General features: G+C 71.3%; 14 protein-coding genes. 4 read left to right on the forward strand and 10 right to left on the reverse strand.

The genetic code is table 11. From position 1 onward, the window contains the following. Nucleotides 1-26 precede the first annotated feature (26 nt). Nucleotides 27-533, forward strand: a complete 507-nt coding sequence (locus AB0G74_RS00185) for an HAD domain-containing protein (RefSeq protein WP_361138445.1) — start codon at nt 27-29, stop codon at nt 531-533. Between the two features lie 83 nt (nt 534-616). On the opposite strand, the gene argH is transcribed toward AB0G74_RS00185, so the two are convergent. Together argH and AB0G74_RS00195 are read right to left on the reverse strand one after the other, a co-directional pair. Beyond that, a complete protein-coding gene (argH, locus tag AB0G74_RS00190; RefSeq protein WP_361138447.1) occupies nt 617-2,047 on the reverse strand; it encodes an argininosuccinate lyase in 1,431 nt (476 codons plus the stop codon). A 115-nt stretch (nt 2,048-2,162) separates the two neighbouring features. Beyond that, a complete protein-coding gene (locus tag AB0G74_RS00195; RefSeq protein WP_361138450.1) occupies nt 2,163-3,359 on the reverse strand; it encodes an argininosuccinate synthase in 1,197 nt (398 codons plus the stop codon). A 264-nt stretch (nt 3,360-3,623) separates the two neighbouring features. On the opposite strand from AB0G74_RS00195, the gene AB0G74_RS00200 reads away from it, so the two are divergent. Then, nucleotides 3,624-4,271 (forward strand): L,D-transpeptidase family protein, encoded by a 648-nt coding sequence (locus AB0G74_RS00200; RefSeq protein WP_361138931.1) that lies wholly within the window; start codon nt 3,624-3,626, stop codon nt 4,269-4,271. A 107-nt stretch (nt 4,272-4,378) separates the two neighbouring features. Here AB0G74_RS00200 and AB0G74_RS00205 read toward each other — a convergent pair whose 3' ends face one another. The 7 genes from AB0G74_RS00205 to AB0G74_RS00235 all read right to left on the reverse strand — a co-directional run bounded on the left by AB0G74_RS00205 (nt 4,379) and on the right by AB0G74_RS00235 (nt 10,328). Further along, nucleotides 4,379-4,912, reverse strand: coding sequence for an arginine repressor (locus AB0G74_RS00205; RefSeq protein WP_358828744.1), 534 nt, complete (start codon nt 4,910-4,912; stop codon nt 4,379-4,381). 64 nt (nt 4,913-4,976) lie between these two features. Beyond that, nucleotides 4,977-6,167: an acetylornithine transaminase gene (locus tag AB0G74_RS00210; RefSeq protein ID WP_361138453.1), complete on the reverse strand. Its 1,191-nt coding sequence runs from the start codon at nt 6,165-6,167 to the stop codon at nt 4,977-4,979. Beyond that, nucleotides 6,164-7,114: an acetylglutamate kinase gene (gene argB / locus AB0G74_RS00215; RefSeq protein ID WP_361138456.1), complete on the reverse strand. Its 951-nt coding sequence runs from the start codon at nt 7,112-7,114 to the stop codon at nt 6,164-6,166. The genes AB0G74_RS00210 and argB overlap by 4 nt, the downstream gene beginning before the upstream one ends. Next, complete coding sequence (argJ, locus tag AB0G74_RS00220; RefSeq protein WP_361138458.1) at nt 7,111-8,262, reverse strand: bifunctional glutamate N-acetyltransferase/amino-acid acetyltransferase ArgJ; 1,152 nt, start codon at nt 8,260-8,262, stop codon at nt 7,111-7,113. The genes argB and argJ overlap by 4 nt, the downstream gene beginning before the upstream one ends. Nucleotides 8,263-8,323: 61 nt before the next feature. Continuing rightward, nucleotides 8,324-9,352, reverse strand: a complete 1,029-nt coding sequence (gene argC / locus AB0G74_RS00225; protein WP_361138461.1) for an N-acetyl-gamma-glutamyl-phosphate reductase — start codon at nt 9,350-9,352, stop codon at nt 8,324-8,326. A gap of 99 nt (nt 9,353-9,451) precedes the next feature. Then, the gene (locus AB0G74_RS00230; protein WP_361138464.1) at nt 9,452-9,922 is read right to left on the reverse strand and encodes a hypothetical protein; all 471 of its coding nucleotides are present in this window, start codon (nt 9,920-9,922) and stop codon (nt 9,452-9,454) included. Further along, nucleotides 9,897-10,328, reverse strand: coding sequence for a hypothetical protein (locus AB0G74_RS00235; protein WP_361138467.1), 432 nt, complete (start codon nt 10,326-10,328; stop codon nt 9,897-9,899). The genes AB0G74_RS00230 and AB0G74_RS00235 overlap by 26 nt, the downstream gene beginning before the upstream one ends. A 93-nt stretch (nt 10,329-10,421) precedes the next feature. Between AB0G74_RS00235 and AB0G74_RS00240 the strand changes: the two genes are divergently transcribed. After that, complete coding sequence (locus tag AB0G74_RS00240) at nt 10,422-11,792, forward strand: SMI1/KNR4 family protein (RefSeq protein ID WP_361138469.1); 1,371 nt, start codon at nt 10,422-10,424, stop codon at nt 11,790-11,792. A 228-nt stretch (nt 11,793-12,020) separates the two neighbouring features. Further along, the gene (locus AB0G74_RS00245; RefSeq protein WP_361138935.1) at nt 12,021-12,665 is read left to right on the forward strand and encodes a beta-glucanase; all 645 of its coding nucleotides are present in this window, start codon (nt 12,021-12,023) and stop codon (nt 12,663-12,665) included. Here the strand turns inward: AB0G74_RS00245 and AB0G74_RS00250 are convergent. Further along, on the reverse strand, nt 12,562-13,944 hold the full coding sequence (locus AB0G74_RS00250) for an MFS transporter (protein WP_361138472.1): 1,383 nt from the start codon (nt 13,942-13,944) through the stop codon (nt 12,562-12,564). The genes AB0G74_RS00245 and AB0G74_RS00250 overlap by 104 nt on opposite strands. Nucleotides 13,945-13,974 lie beyond the last annotated feature (30 nt).

Raw genomic sequence — 13,974 nt, forward strand, 5'->3', positions numbered from 1 at the left:
GGATCGTTCTTTGGAAGGATGCGCCGATGAGGCCACTGTTGTTGATCGATGTCGATGGCCCGCTCAATCCCTACGGCGGCAAGCCGGAGCGCCGTCCGGAGGGCTATACGACCCATCGGATGCGGCCGGAGGGCTGGTCGGGCGGAAAGCCGCTCCGGGTCTGGCTCTGCCCGGGACACGGCGAAGAGCTGACGGCGCTGGCGGAAGTCTTCGATCTGGTCTGGGCGACGACCTGGAAGGGGGAGGCGAACCGATGGATATCGCCGGTGCTGGGGCTGCCGGAGTTGCCGTTCATCGACTGGCCGGTGATGCACGGCGCGGCGCCGCGCGGCACCTTCTGGAAGACCCAGTACATCCTGGACTTCGCGGCGGGCCGACCGTTCGCCTGGGTGGATGACGACATCACGGAGCTGGACCGGCAGTTTGTGGCCCAACGGCATCTGGCCGCCGCCCTATTGATCCGGATCGATCATCGGATCGGGCTCACCCGACCTGATTTCGATGCCCTGGCGGAGTGGGCGACGGCGCTGTAGTCCGATGGCTCCTGTGATACGCATGGCTGCCGTACGCACCCCAGGGCGATGACGTCCAAGCCATCGCCCCCGGGGTGGTGGCGTTAGGCGCGCTTGGCGTTGGCCCAGTTGTGCTGGATCGCCAGATCGGCCTTGACCTCGGCGAGCTGTACGGCGACGGCGGAGGGCGCGGTACCGCCCCGGCCGTTACGGGAGGCGAGTGCGCCGGGGACCTGGAGCACATCGCGGACTTCCGGCGTCAGATGCTCGGAGATCTTGGCGAACTGTTCATCGGAGAGCTGGTCCAGCTCGATTCCCAGCGACTCGCACTCCTTGACGCACTCCCCCGCCACCTCATGGGCGACCCGGAACGGAACGCCCTGCCGGACCAACCACTCCGCGATATCGGTGGCCAGGGAGAATCCGGCGGGCGCCAGCTCCTCCATCCGCTCCCGGTGGATGGTGAGGGTGGCCATCATCCCGGTGAAGGCCGGCAGCAGCACCTCCAGCGTGTCGCAGGAGTCGAAAACGGGCTCCTTGTCCTCCTGCAGATCACGGTTGTAGGCGAGGGGCAGTGCCTTGAGGGTGGCCATCAGTCCGGTGAGATTGCCGATCAGGCGGCCGGACTTGCCGCGTGCCAGCTCGGCGATGTCCGGGTTCTTCTTCTGCGGCATGATCGAGGAGCCGGTGGAGAAGGCGTCATGGAGGGTGACGAAGGAGAATTCCTTGGTGTTCCAGATGATGATCTCTTCGGCGATCCTGGAGAGATTGACCCCGATCATCGCCGTGATGAAAGCGAATTCGGCGACGAAGTCCCGGGACGCCGTGCCGTCGATGGAGTTCCCGGCGGAGCCCCGTTCGAAGCCGAGGTCGGCGGCGACTGCCTCGGGGTCGAGCCCGAGGGAGGAGCCGGCCAGCGCACCGGAGCCGTAGGGCGAGACCGCCGTACGCTCGTCCCACTGCCGCAACCGCTCGGCGTCCCGGGAGAGGGACTGCACATGGGCGAGGACATGGTGGGCGAAGAGCACCGGCTGGGCGTGCTGGAGATGGGTCCGGCCCGGCATGGCGACATCGGGGTGGGCCTCGGCGAGGCCGACCAGGGCGTCCTGGAGCTCGGCGATCAGCCCGCCGATGATCCGGGCGTGGTCCCTGAGGTACATCCGGAAGAGGGTGGCCACCTGGTCGTTACGGGAGCGGCCGGCCCGGAGCTTGCCGCCGAGGTCGGGGCCGAGGCGCTCCAGCAGTCCCCGCTCCAGCGCCGTATGGACGTCCTCGTCGGCGATGGTCCCGGTGAAACTGCCGTCGGCGACATCGGCTTCGAGCTGGTCGAGTCCGGCGATCATCCGGGTCAGCTCGTCTTCGGTGAGCAGTCCCGCCTTGTGCAGCACTCGGGCGTGGGCGCGGGATCCGGCGATGTCATAGGGCGCGAGCCGCCAGTCGAAGTGGACGGAGGCGGAGAGCTTGGCCAGCGCCTCGGCCGGGCCGTCGGCGAACCGGCCGCCCCAGAGCCGGACATCACCGTTGTTGCTGCTCACAGCTGTTACTCCTCTGCCGGATGGCGGGCTCCGCACCTCTGGTGCGATGGTGGCGGGCCGGGTGGAACGGTGCGAGCCGACGGCCCGGACGGGCCGTCGGTGTTCGCGTCTGCGGTCAGGCGTTCAGATCACGCCGGGCGGCGATCTTTGCCGAGAGGCTGAAGATATCGATAAAGCCCTGGGCCTTCGACTGGTCGAAGGTGTCACCGGAGTCGTAGGTGGCGAGGTTGAAGTCGTAGAGCGACTCCTCGGACTTCCGGCCGGTGACAACGGCCCGGCCGCCGTGGAGGGTCATCCGGATGTCGCCGGTGACATGCTCATTGGCCTCGTTGATGAAGCCGTCCAGGGCGCGCTTCAGCGGGGAGAACCAGAGGCCGTCGTAGACCAGCTCGCCCCAGCGCTGCTCGACCTGCCGCTTGTAGCGGGCCAGCTCGCGCTCGACGGTGACGTTCTCCAGCTCCTGGTGGGCGGTGATCAGGGCGATGGCGCCGGGGGCCTCGTAGACCTCGCGGGACTTGATGCCGACCAGGCGGTCCTCGACCATGTCGATCCGGCCGATGCCCTGGGCTCCGGCCCGCTCGTTGAGCTGCTGGATGGCCTGGAGGACCGTGACCGGCTTGCCGTCGATGGCGACCGGGACACCCTGCTTGAAGGAGATGACGACCTCATCGGCCTCGCGGGGCTCCGCGGGGTTGGAGGTGTACTCGTAGATGTCCTCGATCGGCGCGTTCCAGATGTCCTCCAGGAAGCCGGTCTCGACGGCCCGCCCGAAGACGTTCTGGTCGATGGAGTAGGGCGACTTCTTGGTGGTGGCGATCGGGAGCTGCTTCTCCTCGCAGAAGGCGATCGCCTTGTCGCGGGTCATGGCGTAGTCCCGGACGGGGGCGATGCACTTGAGGTCGGGGCCGAGCGCCGTGATCCCGGCCTCGAACCGCACCTGGTCGTTCCCCTTGCCGGTGCAGCCATGGGCCACGATGCCCGCGTTGTGCTTACGGGCGGCGGCCACCAGGTGCTTGACGATGGTCGGCCGGGAGAGCGCCGAGACCAGCGGATAGCGGTCCATGTAGAGGGCGTTGGCCTTGATCGCCGGAAGGCAGTACTCGTCGGCGAACTCGTCCCGCGCGTCGGCGACCTCGGCCTCGACCGCTCCGCAGGCGAGCGCGCGCTTGCGGATGACGTCGAGGTCTTCGCCGCCCTGGCCGACGTCGACGGCGACGGCGATGACCTCCGCGCCCGTCTCCTCGGCGATCCAGCCGATGGCGACGGAGGTGTCCAGACCGCCCGAATAGGCGAGTACGACGCGCTCGGTCACGAGGTTCTCCTTACGATGCATTCGGTGATGGCATAAGTATGCATGGCTCCGCATGGTTCGTCAATGCCCTCGAACGGGGGACGCGGATCCGGACGGAGCAGTAGCGGGAGCGGGGGTCGGCGGGGGTGCGTACGGTCGGGAGCCATGCGCCGTCATTTCTTCCGGTTCGCCGTTCTGTCGCTGGTCGCGGCCGTCTCCACGGCGGTCGCGCCGCCGGTCGGCGCGGTCTCCGTGCCCCGTCCCGGCCGGGGACCGGTTTCAGCCATGCCGCCGGTCCCCGGGGTGCCGCTGCCGGAGCTGATGGCCGACACCGGTGGCGGCTCCCAGCTGATCACCGCGGTGGCTCCGGAGGCGGGGGCCACCACCGGCCGGGTGGTGTGGTGGGAGCGGGCCCCGGACGGCCGGTGGGCCGAGGCGGGTTCGGCGCCCGCGCGGTTCGGGGCGAACGGTCTGGTTGCGGGCGGCAAACGGGTCCAGGGCACCTCGACCACCCCGGCCGGGCTCTACGACCTGCCGTACGCGTTCGGTATCGCGGCCGCACCGGTGGGGGCGGCGATCAGCTACCGCCCGGTGACGGACCGCTCCTGGTGGTGCCAGGACAATGACTCGGCCTCGTACAACCGCTGGGTGGAGGGGCTGCCGGCGGACTGCCGGGCGGTGGAGGCGGAGCATTTGGTGGAGTACGGCACGCAGTACGCGCATGCCCTGGTGACGGGGTTCAACTACGACCGTCCGGTACGGGGCCGGGGCGCCGGGATCTTTCTCCATGTGAACGGGGCGGGGCCGACGGCGGGCTGTGTCTCCGTTCCGGCGGACGCCATGGCCCGGATCCTCGCCTGGGTGGATCCGGAGCGGAGTCCGCATATCGCGATCGGAACGGAGACGGGGCCCCTCGCCGTCGGACGCGGGTGAGCGTCGGACGGCGAGGGGCCCCGGTCTGCTTTTCCCCGGATCCCCGGATCCCCGGGTTCCCGGTTTCCCCAGGTGTGTCGGGTGTACTTCGGTTTTTCCGGTGCGGGTCAGCGTTCCCGTTGGGCGAGCCTCAGCAGATGGTCGGCGAGCGCCTGCCCTCCGGTGGGGTCGCGGCTGATCAGCATCAGTGTGTCGTCCCCGGCGATGGTGCCGAGGATGTCGTGGAGTTCGGCCTGGTCGATGGCCGAGGCGAGGAACTGGGCCGCTCCCGGGGGTGTCCGGAGGACCACCAGATTGGCGGATGCCTCGGCGGAGATCAGCAGCTCGGCGGAGAGCCGGCGCATCCGCTCCTCCTTGGCGGACTCCCCCAGCGGGGCCTGGGGGGTCCGGAAGCCGCCTTCACTGGGCACGGCGTAGATCAGCTCGCCGCCGGTGTTGCGGATCTTCACGGCGCCCAGTTCGTCGAGGTCCCGGGAGAGGGTGGCCTGGGTGACGCTGAGTCCGTTGTCCGCGAGCAGTTTGGCGAGCTGGCTCTGGGAGCGCACCGGCTGGCGGTTGAGGATGTCCACGATCCGCCGGTGGCGGGCCATCCGGGTCTGCGGCACGGCGGGCCCGGCGGCGTCGCCCAGCTGTCCGGCCATGGTGGCCGCCTGGGCGTCGCGTGCGTCCTGTGCGGCTCTGTCTCGCGCCTCGGTCATCGCGTCTTCATTCCCCGTTCGGTCCTTCCGCCTCGTCCAGCACGCCGGGCAGTGCCCGGAGGAGGGCGTCCACCGCCTCCTCTCCGATGGTCAGTGGCGGCATCAGCCGTACGACATCGGGGGCGGGAACGTTGATCAGGAACCCGGCGCGCTGAGCCGCCTGCTGCACTCGGGGTGCGAGGGGCTCGTTGAGCACGATACCGAGCAACAGTCCGGCTCCGCGGACATGGGAGACCAGTGGGTGGTTCAGCGATTCGACGGTATCGCGGATCTTCTCGCCGAGCCGCTTGACCTCGTCGAGCAGTCCTTCGGCGGCGATGGTGTCCAGGACGGCGAGTCCGGCGGAGCAGGCGACGGGGTTGCCGCCGAAGGTGGTGCCGTGCTGACCGGGCTTCAGCAGGTCGGCGGCGGGGCCGAAGGCGAGGGTGGCGCCGAGGGGCAGTCCGCCGCCGAGGGCCTTGGCGAGGGTGACCACATCGGCTTCGACGCCTTCGGCCTGGGCGGCGAACCAGTGGCCGGTCCGGCCGATGCCGGTCTGGACCTCGTCGAGGACGAGGAGGGTGCCGGTGGCGCGGGTGATCTCCCGGGCGGCGGTGAGATAGCCCTTGGGCGGGGTGACCACTCCGTTCTCGCCCTGGATGGGCTCGATGATCACCAGGGCGGTGTCCTCGGTGACGGCGGCCCGTAGCGCTTCGGCGTCTCCGTAGGGGACATGGGTGACATCGCCGGGGAGGGGCAGGAAGGGGTCCTGCTTGGCGGGCTGGCCGGTGAGGGCGAGGGCGCCCATGGTGCGGCCGTGGAAGCCGCCCCGGGTGGCGACCATATGGCGGCGGCCGGTGAGCCGGCCGATTTTGAAGGCGGCTTCATTGGCTTCGGCGCCCGAGTTGCAGAAGAACACCCGGCCGGGGCGGCCGGAGAGCTGGAGCAGCCGCTCGGCGAGGGCTACGGCGGGTTCGGAGATATAGAGGTTGGAGATATGGCCGAGGGTGGAGATCTGCCGGGTGACGGCTTCGACGACGGCGGGGTGGGCGTGGCCGAGGGCGTTGACCGCGATGCCGCCGACGAAGTCGGTGTAGGCGGTGCCGTCGGGGTCGTAGAGCGTGGCGCCCTGGCCCCGGCTGAGGGCGAGGCCGGGAGTGCCGTAGTTGTCGGCCATCACATCGCGCCACCGCTGGACGTGTTCTTCGTTGGCGGTCATTCGCCGTCTTCCCCCTTGTCGTCGGTGCCCTCGTCGTGGGTGGTGTGACCCGGCCGGGTCACGCCGTCGGGCAGGACCATGGTGCCGATGCCCTCGTCGGTGAAGATCTCCAGCAGGATGGAGTGCGGGACCCGGCCGTCGATGACGCGCGCGGTCTGTACCCCGTTGCGGACGGCGTAGAGGCAGCCCTCCATTTTGGGGACCATGCCGCTGGAGAGGTCGGGCAGCAGTTTCTCCAGTTCGGTGGCGCTGAGCCGGCTGATCACCTCGTCGCTGTGGGGCCAGTCCACATAGAGCCCCTCGACGTCGGTGAGGACCATCAGCGTCTCCGCGCCAAGCGCCGCAGCGAGTGCCGCAGCCGCCGTATCAGCATTGACGTTGTAGACATGTCCGTCGTCCTCCGCGCGGGCGATCGACGAGACGACGGGGATCCGGCCGTTCTCCAGGAGGGCTTCGACGACTCCTGTGTCGATCGCGGTGATCTCGCCGACCCTGCCGATGTCGACCAGCTCTCCGTCGATGGTCGGCAGGTGTTTGGTGGCGGTTATCGTGTGGCCGTCCTCTCCGGTGATACCGACGGCGAGCGGCCCGTGCTCATTGAGCAGTCCGACGAGTTCCCGCTGGACCTGGCCCGCGAGGACCATCCGGACCACGTCCATGGCTTCGGGGCTGGTGACGCGCAGTCCGGCCTTGAACTCGCTGTCGAGGCCGTGTTTGTCGAGCTGGGCGCTGATCTGGGGGCCGCCGCCGTGGACGACGACGGGCTTGAGTCCGGCGTGGTGGAGGAAGACCACGTCCTGGGCGAAGGCGGCCTTGAGGTCTTCGTCGACCATGGCGTTGCCGCCGAATTTGATGACGACGGTCTTCCCGTTGTGCCGGGTGAGCCAGGGCAGCGCCTCGATGAGGGTGCGGGCCTTGGGGAGCGCGGTGTGCTTCCGGGTGCTCATGAGCTGTAGGCGCTGTTCTCGTGGACGTAGTCGGCGGTGAGGTCGTTGGTCCAGATCACGGCCTGCTCGGAGCCGGCGGAGAGGTCGGCGGTGATGGTGACCTCGCGGTAGCGCATATCGACCAGTTCGCGGTCTTCGCCGACGGAGCCGTTCTTGCAGACCCAGACACCGTTGATGGCGACATTGAGCTGGTCGGGGTCGAAGACGGCGCCGGTGGTGCCGATGGCGGAGAGCACCCGGCCCCAGTTGGGGTCTTCGCCGTGGATGGCGCACTTGAGGAGGTTGTTACGGGCGATGGACCGGCCGACCTCGACGGCGTCGGTCTCGGTGGCGGCGCCGACGACCTCGATCCGGATGTCCTTGGAGGCGCCTTCGGCGTCGCCGATGAGCTGGCGGGCGAGGTCGTCGCAGACGGCCCGGACCCCGGCCGCGAACTCCTGCTCTCCGGGGGTGGCACCCGAGGCACCGGAGGCGAGCAGCAGCACGGTGTCGTTGGTGGACATACAGCCGTCGGAGTCGACCCGGTCGAAGGTGGTCCGGGTGGACTCGCGCAGGGCGCCGTCCAGGGCTTCGGAGTCCAGGTCGGCGTCGGTGGTGAGGACGACGAGCATGGTGGCGAGGCCGGGGGCGAGCATGCCCGCGCCCTTGGCCATTCCGCCGACGGTCCAGCCGTCGCCGCGGTGGACGGCGGTCTTGTGGACGGTGTCGGTGGTCTTGATGGCGATGGCGGCCTTCTCACCGCCGTCCTCGGTGAGTCGGGCGGCGGCGGTGTCGATACCGGCGAGCAGCTTCTCCATCGGCAGCAGGATGCCGATCAGGCCGGTGGAGGCGACCGCGATCTCGCCGGCGCTCTCGCCGAGGACCTCGGCGACCTTCTCGGCCGTGGCATGGGTGTCCTGGAAGCCCTTGGGCCCGGTGCAGGCGTTGGCCCCGCCCGAGTTGAGGACGACGGCGGCGACCGTGCCGCCCTTCAGTACCTGCTCGGACCAGAGGACGGGAGCGGCCTTGACCCGGTTGGCGGTGAAGACACCGGCGGCGGAGCGCCGGGGGCCGTTGTTGACCACGAGGGCCAGATCGGGGTTGCCGTTCTCCTTGATTCCTGCCGCGATGCCCGCGGCGGTGAACCCTTGCGCTGCGGTGACACTCACTGGGTCTCCTCTGTGGCGGCCGTGGCCGCTGACGTGTTCCTGGGTGCGGACGCGCTGTTCCTCATGGGGCGACGCCGATCGTGGAGAGACCGGTCTCCTCCGGCAGTCCGAGGGCGAGGTTCATGCTCTGGACGGCGCCGCCCGCGGTGCCCTTGGCGAGGTTGTCGATGGCGCTGATGGCGATCACCCGCCGGGCCGCAGCGTCGTAGGCGACCTGGATCTGAACGGCGTTGGATCCATAGACGGAGGCGGTCGCGGGCCACTGCCCCTCGGGCAGGAGGTGGACGAAGGGCTCGTCGGCGAATGCCTTGGCGTAAGCCGTCCGGACGTCGTCGGCCGTCGTGCCGTCGACCGCCCGGGCGGAGCAGGTGGCGAGGATGCCCCGGGCCATGGGCGCGAGGGTCGGGGTGAAGGAGACGGTGACGGGCTGCCCGGCGACCCCGCTCAGATTCTGGATCATCTCGGGGGTGTGGCGGTGTCCGCCACCGACCCCGTAGGGACTCATGGAGCCCATGACCTCGGATCCCAGCAGATGCGGCTTGGGCGCCTTGCCCGCGCCCGAGGTGCCGGACGCGGCGGTGATCACGGCTTCGGGCTCGACCAGTCCGGCCTCGTACGCCGGGAAGAGGGCGAGGGAGACGGCAGTCGGATAGCACCCGGGCACGGCGATCCGCCTGGCCCCGGCCAGCGCCTGCCGGGCACCGGGCAGCTCGGGCAGCCCGTACGGCCAGGTCCCGGCGTGTGCGGAGCCGTAGAACCGCTCCCAGTCGTCGGCGGACCGCAGCCGGAAATCGGCCCCCATGTCGATCACGAGCGCCTCGTCACCGAGCCGCTCCGCGACGGCGGCGGACTGGCCGTGCGGCAGGGCGAGGAAGACGACGTCGTGGCCCGCGAGCACATCCGCGGTCGTCTCCTGGAGTATCCGTCCGGCCAGCGGCACGAGATGCGGCTGCACCGCGCCCAGCGCCTGCCCGGCGTTCGAATGCCCCGTGAGAGCACCCAGCTCGACCCCGGGGTGTCCGAGCAGCAGACGGAGCAATTCCCCGCCCGCATAGCCACTGGCACCCGCAACCGCTACCCGAACCACCATCGAAAGCCTCCTCGCCGATGGCATGACTATACGCAGCGTCGCACGTTTATGCAATCACTCGAACGGTGTACGCACTGGTCGGCACCCGTGACCGCCGGGTCACCACCGGGCACGCAGCACACCGTCCCCGTCGGGGAGGGCGGCCCGGAGCAGCGGCCCGCCCTCGTCGGCGTAGAACGGCAGGGCGCGGGCCGCTCGCGCGCCGGAGACCAGGGCGGCCAGCTCCTGGTGGTCGGTCTCGTCGGCGACCACGTCCGTGATCGTCCCGTCCGCCGCCTCCCAGACGACATGGGCGGTCCCGTCGGACGGCAGTCCGGCCAGGACGGCGGCGACGTCGGGTCGCAGGTCGGGCCAGACCGCGAGCAGGGCGCGCGGGCCGAGTCCGGCGCGTACCGCGTCGAGGTTCTCCGTGGTGAGACGGTGCCAGCGGGCGGCGTTGACGACGCGCGTCTCCTCCAGGAGCAGGCCCCGCCGCGCCGCCAGCTCGGTGCGCACCGACGTCCAGAAGTCCTCGTCGGCGGCCTCGGTCACCTCCGGTTCCGCGTCATAGGGGGAGGCCGCCAGTGGCATAGACGTACTGGTCCCATCCGACGTGCACGGCGAAGGCTTCGCCCGTCTCCAGCCTGCACCAGGCGCCCTGTTCGCGGAGCATCGCACGAACCAGTTCCAGGGCCACCGGCAGGGAGACATCGGCTCCGTCGTGGTATCCGGCGAGGTCCGCCGGGAAGAGTCCGCCGAGGCCGTGCCCCTCGGCGGGCGGCCGGGTGCCGAAGTGGACGAACCCGGCGACGGAGGGCTCACGGATCTCCAGCCGGTCGACGCCCGCGGCTGCCGCGAAAGCGGCGATCGCCGCCAGGTACGCGGCCTCGACCGGCCCGTGGTCGCCGACCGCCTCCTCCGCGCCCCGGTAGACGCCGTGTTCGTCGCGGTCGGCGGGGTCGTACTTGGCAATCCGGTGGACGAAGGCGGGCGGCACGCTGCTCCTCCTCGACAGGGTTCGGCGGTACGGGTGTCGGCGACGGGCCCGTGGCCGGGGTGGGTGTCAGTGGTGGCGGATACCGTCGGGAGCATGATCGATGACCGTACCTCCGCGCAGTCGATATACGCCTTCGCGACCTGGGAGCCCCTGCTGCGGCTGCTCCGGGCCGACCGTGTCGAGCGGTACGGCACGGCGGCGGGCGGGGCGATCGGCAGTATCGGCCGGGGGTGGTGGAGTCTCGATCTCGGGCGGGCCCGGGACTTCCAGGAGGAGACGGAGGCGGTTCAGCGCGTCCGGGAGTCGCTGGCCGAGGCCGGGACGGGCTCGGTCGCGTTCGTGGCGGAGTTCGCGCCGTCGGGGACGGCGGTGCTGCGGCTGCTGGAGTCGGGTCCCGCCGTGGAGCCGGGGATCGGCGGCCCGAGCCCCGGGGCGCTGACGCTGGTGGAGGGCGCGGTTCCCGAGCCCTGGCGGCGGCTGCCCGAGCCCGATCCGGGAGCGATACCGGCCCCTTCGGCGGATCCCGTTGAGTTGGGGCGGATGCTGCGGGAGCGGCTGCCCGGAGCTGTCGGGGCGACGGAGGAGGAGTTGGCCGCGACCGAGCGGAGGCTGGGCCTGGCGCTGCCCGCCGAGCTGAAGGCGCTCTACCGGGTCACCCGGGGGCGGTGGGAGGACCAGCCGTACGACTCGGAGGCGGCGGACCGGGAGGCCGACGCGATCGGCTGCGAGCTGCTCCCGCTGGACGATCTCTATATCGCCGACGCCTCGTCGCGCCCGGCGCCCTGGGGGCACGCGGCACTGGAAGCGGTCACCAACCCGCCCGGCGCCGCCGTTCAGGGGCTGGTGGGCTCGCCGGGCTGGCTCGCCTTCGGGGACAACGGGGGCGGCGACCGGCTGGCGGTCGATCTGACGCCCGGCCCCGGTGGTCACCTCGGTCAGATCATCGGGATCAGCCATGAGGGGTATCTGGGCGCGGACCTCGTGGCCGCGAGCCTGACGGATCTGGCGGCGGGCCGGCTCTCGGAGCGGGCGGCCCCCGAGGCCGGGGCTCCCCTGGTGGCCCGGGTCAACAGGGCCTATCTGCCGAGCGTCGAGGCGGGTGCCCACCCGGAGCTGGAGGTGCTCTGTCTCGGTGTCCACGAAGGTCCGCCGCTGAGCCTCGCCCCGGTGCTGGGGCTGCCCCGGCTGCGTACCCTCACGGCCGCTCCCGGGACGCTGGCCGATCCCCTGGAGATCGCCCGGCTGACCGGCCTGGAGTATCTGGAGATCGGCCCCGACGACTGGCGGGTACTGCTCGACGCGGGCGCGGTGCCCCGTACGCTCTCGGCGGCCGCCGTGGACGTCTCGCCCTACCCCGCCGATCTGCGGGCCGTGGTGTCCCTGGTCAACGAGATCCTGGCGCTGTGGGACCGTCCGCCGATCACGGAGACGGTCGTCGAGGGGGAGTTGGGGGCGGAGGCGTAGCGCCGTACCGGCCGGACCGGACCGGGCCGGTATCGCGCTCCGTCATCAATTCGTGTCAATGCGTGAGCGGTTGGGCGTGGGGCGGCCGGGGGCGGGCAGAACCGGATCAGGGGACAGATCGACTGCTTGTGCGGGAGGTATCTGGTGCTGAGCGGCTGGTTCGGCGGGCTGAGGCGGTGGTGGCCGCTGCCGGGTGGCGGCGACGATTCGGGGCCCGGGCGGGGGGAGGTGGTGTTCACGGCGGACTTCGCCTCGACGGAGCAGTGGGTCGCCGGGCGGTCGTGGGCGTATCCGGGCGGGGGCCCGGAGAATCCGGGGGACAACAAGCTGGATCATCTGGTGGAGGATCCGGCGTACAGCCGGGGCGGGGTGTTCCGGGCGACGCTGCGGGACGACGGGAAGTGGGACGCGGGGCTGCTGACCACGGAGGGCAGTGCCCAGGGGTTCATGATGCGGGCGGGCGACGTGCTGGAGGCGCGGGTCCGGCTGCCCGTGGAGATGGGCGCCTGGCCGGCGATCTGGACCTGGCGGGACGGCGGTCAGGAGATCGACGTCTTCGAGTACCACCCGGACAATCCGGATCTGCTGGAGCTGTCGAACCGGGTCCGGGGCGGGCAGCGTTACCACCGGGAGGCCGCGATCGAGCCCGGCGGCTGGGTGGATCTGGCGGTGGAGGCCGGGGCGCGTTCGGTGGTGTGGTGGGTCAACGGCCGGCGGGTGTACGCGGATCGCCGGGGGGTGGGGCGGCGCTGGCAGGCGTATCTGATCGTCAATCTCTCGGTCTGTGCGGGGCGTTATCACCCGGCCCCGGATCCCGGGGTGTCGGAGATGTCGTACGAGGTCCAGGGGCTGGTGGTGCGGCGGCCGGATTAGCGTGAGGCGGCGGGGTCCGGGGGTGCCGTGCGGCGGGGGCCCGGCACCCTTCGGACGGTCGGGTCCGGGGGCGGGTGCCGAGGGGCAACAGAGCGAATAGGGGGAACAGGGCGAGGAGTTGGACGGCTGCCGCGGTGAGCAGGGCGGCGGGGAGGGAGAGGGCGGCGATCGGTCCGGCGGCGGCCGTACCGATCGCGAAGCCGGTGATCTTGAGGCTGGCGCCGGTGGTGAAGATCTGGGCCCGCAGGCGTCGCGGTGCCTCCCGGTGGCGGATCGCGAAGAGGGCGGTGAGCTGGGGCCCCTCCCCCGCGCCGAGCAGAACGGCCCCGGCGAGGACCGTGAACGGGTGGGCGGTGGCGAGCAGGACGAGGGCGGCGGCGAGGACCGCGGTACTGATCGCCAGCACGGTCTCCGGGCGGAGTGGCGTTCGGCGGCGGGCGAGCAGCGCGTTGGCGGCGAGCGCCGACGCCGCGACCACGGCGAGCAGGGCGGCGCCCTGGGCGGGGCCGCCGAGGGCCCGTTCGCCGATGAGCGGGGCGCAGGCGAGGAACATGCCCTGGCCCGCGCAGGAGATCACGGAGGAGAGGGTGGGGCGGGAGAGCGCCCGGTTGCGGGCGATGACCCGGAATCCGGCGGCGAGATCGGCCCGTACGGGGGTACGGGGCGCGGGCGGACCTCCGGGCCCGACGGTGGTGACGGGAGCGGGGGCAGAGGCAGGGGAGGTGCGCGGGAGCAGCAGGGCTACGGGGAGCGCCAGGCCGATGAAGGCGGCGGAGGCCACGACCGCGGTGTCGGCGCCCGCCCGGTGTGCGACGAGTCCGGCCAGGAGGGGGCCGAGCAGCCCGGCGGCGTTGAAGGTCATCGCGTCGACGGCGTTGGCCCGGTCGAGCCGGTGGGCCGGGACGGTCCGGGGTAGCTGGGACGTCCAGCCGCCCGCGATCGCGGGGCCCAGGAGTCCGGCGAGTACGGCCACGGCGACGGTCGGGCCGAGTGGCGCGCGGCCCAGACAGCCCAGGACGGCCAGGAGGCCGGTGGCGTAGCCGAGGAGTGTCCCGGCCAGCAGGACGCCGGGCCGGGGCGAGCGGTCCAGGAGCGCTCCGAGGAGGGGACCGCCCGCGGCGGCGGCGACGGTGAGGGCCGCGAGGAGGGTGGTGGCGGTGACGGTCGATCCGGTGGCGGCGAGTCCGGCGAGCAGGAGGGTGGGGCCGGACATCTCGTCGCCGGTACGGGCGGCGGCGGCACCGGCCGCGTAGCGCCCCAGTCCGTAACGCTTCAGCATGCCCGGCACGTTACGTCGGTAACTCAAACA

Source organism: Streptomyces sp. NPDC020875 (assembly GCF_040641415.1).
GTDB lineage: Bacteria > Actinomycetota > Actinomycetes > Streptomycetales > Streptomycetaceae > Streptomyces.

Excerpts from the sequence above, each read along its gene's own strand:
- AB0G74_RS00205 (WP_358828744.1), bottom strand. The coding sequence starts at position 4,912 with ATGGCCGGACAGCTGGGCGACGCCGCCGGGCCCGCCGTGCCGCAGACC.
- AB0G74_RS00240 (WP_361138469.1), top strand. The coding sequence starts at position 10,422 with ATGATCGATGACCGTACCTCCGCGCAGTCGATATACGCCTTCGCGACC.
- argC (WP_361138461.1), bottom strand. The coding sequence starts at position 9,352 with ATGGTGGTTCGGGTAGCGGTTGCGGGTGCCAGTGGCTATGCGGGCGGG.
- AB0G74_RS00230 (WP_361138464.1), bottom strand. The coding sequence starts at position 9,922 with ATGCCACTGGCGGCCTCCCCCTATGACGCGGAACCGGAGGTGACCGAG.
- AB0G74_RS00185 (WP_361138445.1), top strand. The coding sequence starts at position 27 with ATGAGGCCACTGTTGTTGATCGATGTCGATGGCCCGCTCAATCCCTAC.
- argB (WP_361138456.1), bottom strand. The coding sequence starts at position 7,114 with ATGAGCACCCGGAAGCACACCGCGCTCCCCAAGGCCCGCACCCTCATC.
- AB0G74_RS00210 (WP_361138453.1), bottom strand. The coding sequence starts at position 6,167 with ATGACCGCCAACGAAGAACACGTCCAGCGGTGGCGCGATGTGATGGCC.
- AB0G74_RS00200 (WP_361138931.1), top strand. The coding sequence starts at position 3,624 with ATGCCGCCGGTCCCCGGGGTGCCGCTGCCGGAGCTGATGGCCGACACC.
- AB0G74_RS00250 (WP_361138472.1), bottom strand. The coding sequence starts at position 13,944 with ATGCTGAAGCGTTACGGACTGGGGCGCTACGCGGCCGGTGCCGCCGCC.